Here is a 2,684-nt window from a genome sequence, read left to right on the forward strand (position 1 = left end):
ATAGGATGCTCCAGATCACGGATCACATCCTGATCGGCTTCCAGATCGGGTATATTTTCGAGGTTTTCAGCTAAAGTTTTTCCGGTTACGGTTAAGCAGTCGCCATTCAGCATATCATTTTTCAGCATATATTTTAAAACGGCCGGAATACCGCCTATTCTATGAACATCTTCCATCGCGTATTTCCCACTGGGTTTAAGGTCAGCCAGGAAAGGTGTGTTGTCGCAAATTCTTTGAAATTCATCCAGACTGAATTCCACTTCTGCCGATTTTGCAATAGCCAGAAAATGTAGCACCGCATTGGTGGAGCCCCCAAGAACGGTAAGCAATCTAATAGCATTCTCCAGAGATTTTTTAGTTACAATATCCCTGGGTTTGATATCTTTTTCTAGCAGCAAACGCATCGCTTTTCCTGCTTCGATGCTTTCGGTTTTTTTCACTTCATCGGTAGCCGGATTTGAGGAATTATAAGGCAAAGACATTCCTAGTGCCTCAATGGCTGAAGCCATCGTATTTGCAGTGTACATTCCGCCACAGGCACCGGCCCCGGGACAGGCTTTCTCAATGATACTTTCGTATTCTTCCTCATCGATATCGCCCGCAGTCTTTGCACCCCAGGCTTCAAAGGCTGAAACCACGTCCAGTTTCTTCCCGTTATGGCAGCCGGAAGCAATGGTCCCCCCATAGACCAAAACAGCCGGACGATTAATGCGCAGCATCGCCATAAGCGCGCCGGGCATATTTTTATCGCAACCTACAACCGTAACCATGCCGTCGTAAGACATGGCGTGCACCACGGTTTCCATTGAATCTGCTATAATGTCTCTGGAGGGTAGCGAATAACGCATTCCCGGGGTTCCCATTGAGATCCCGTCGCTTACACCAATGGTATTGAAAATAAGACCAACCAGTTCTGCCTCGGTACAGCCCTGTTTTACCAGTTTTGCCAGATCATTAAGGTGCATATTACAAGGGTTGCCCTCGTAACCGGTACTGGCGATCCCGACAAATGGTTTTTTAAAATCTTCTTTAGTAAGACCTATGGCATGCAACATTGCCTGTGAAGCCGGTTGCGAATCGCTTTGTGTTAAAACTTTACTGAATTTATTAGGCATTGCTTTTTTCTTCTTTCACTTATAAAAAATTAAAAGTAGCCCGATAAGAATTTGACCTGAGTCGTTAAGCCGGTGCTTAATTACTTTCAGTGCCTTTTAAATACATCTAAACAACTTATATTCAATCATTTATCCATAATATAATTACGATAGCTGAAAACATAGCTTTTTGAAGATGCAATTTTTCCCTGAAATTCCCTGGTAAAGCAGTAGGAACAGGGCTTTTAGAAGATTCTTATTTCTATGAGTTTATTCTGAAAAATGAGGTTTTTTAAAGGGAATAATTAGGAATTCAACAATGCAGCTTTCTCTTGGGAAATTCATAAGAAAAATTAAAAAGGCCACACTCCATACAAAGGATCGCCAGGCTTTGTTGCTCATCACTCGCGATGACTGATCTCACAGGCGTGATACTAAAAAGTTATCTAGCGTGAGTTGATGACGTGTTACGAGCCTGGCGAGTTTAAACTCCGTTTGTGAGTGTAGCAATTCAGCAGCGTAAATAATTTTTGAAGCCTTGGAAAAAATTTAGCTGCTGATTTGCGGCTTTTTGGCCATGTTGCCAAAAAAACACCACCACATAGGACGCCTTTTTTTGTTTCGATTTTTGGGCGAGCAAAAAATGAAAATGGAAATTTCTAAAATAAGTTTTAAACTGGATTATAAATAGAAATAAAAACTGATTATAATTAAATTTTTAAATACCAATGGTAATGATCCCGATGGAAATCGGCAGACTGAAGCAGGAAATAATTCTCCGTTCTTTTTTATGAGTTGTGACGGTATAGACTACCTAATTCAGGAGTCTTCCATACAAAAGATTGCCACGGCCTGCGGCCTCGCAATGACGGTAACATAAACTGCTCTTTGAAATAATCGGGATACCTGTTGTGACTGAAAACCGAGAACCGAGAACTGCCAACCGAAACCTACTTTTTCTTCTTCAGCGAATACAAATCCTTGCGCCGGTCTTTCATATTTCTCACACTTCCGAAGTTATGAAGCTCTTTAAGCAGATCCAGATCTACGTCTGCCAATAGTGTACTTTCAGTATTTGGGGTAGCTTCGGCCTTGATTCCGTTCACAGGGAAGGCAAAGTCTGATGGGGTTAAGACGGCGCTCTGGGCGTATTGGATATCCATATTATTTACCTTAGGTAAATTCCCCACCGAGCCGGCTATGGCTACGTAACATTCGTTTTCTACGGCTCTGGCCTGCGCGCAGATCCTTACCCGGGAATAGCCGTTTTGGGTATCGGTCATAAAGGGAACAAAGAGAATGTTCATTCCTTCTTCGGCGAGTATTCTTGAGACCTCAGGAAATTCTATGTCATAACATACCAAAACCCCAACTTTCCCACAATCGGTATCGAAGGTTTGAAGCTTGCTGCCGCCTTTCATACCCCAGGCGGTTTCTTCGGCCGGAGTAATGTGCAGTTTTTCGTAGCGCTCATAAGTTCCGTCGCGACGGCACAGGAAGCCTACATTGTACATATGTTCCCCAATCACCATAGGCATACTCCCGGTGACGATGTTGATATTATACGTGATCGCGAAATCCCTGAAAGTC

The 2,684-nt window shown here is 43.0% G+C and carries 2 protein-coding genes; both read right to left on the bottom strand.

Annotation, left to right across the window (positions count from 1 at the left end; all coding sequences use genetic code 11):
• A partial coding sequence (locus VIM94_RS02980) for a dihydroxy-acid dehydratase (RefSeq protein WP_332037807.1) occupies nucleotides 1-1,115 on the bottom strand: 1,115 nt, incomplete at its 3' end.
• Nucleotides 1,116-2,044: 929 nt separating this feature from the next.
• The coding region (locus VIM94_RS02985; protein WP_332037808.1) for a carbon-nitrogen hydrolase family protein at nucleotides 2,045-2,684 on the bottom strand (640 nt) is incomplete at its 5' end.

Source organism: Salegentibacter sp. (genome assembly GCF_036568425.1).
Taxonomy (GTDB): domain Bacteria; phylum Bacteroidota; class Bacteroidia; order Flavobacteriales; family Flavobacteriaceae; genus Salegentibacter.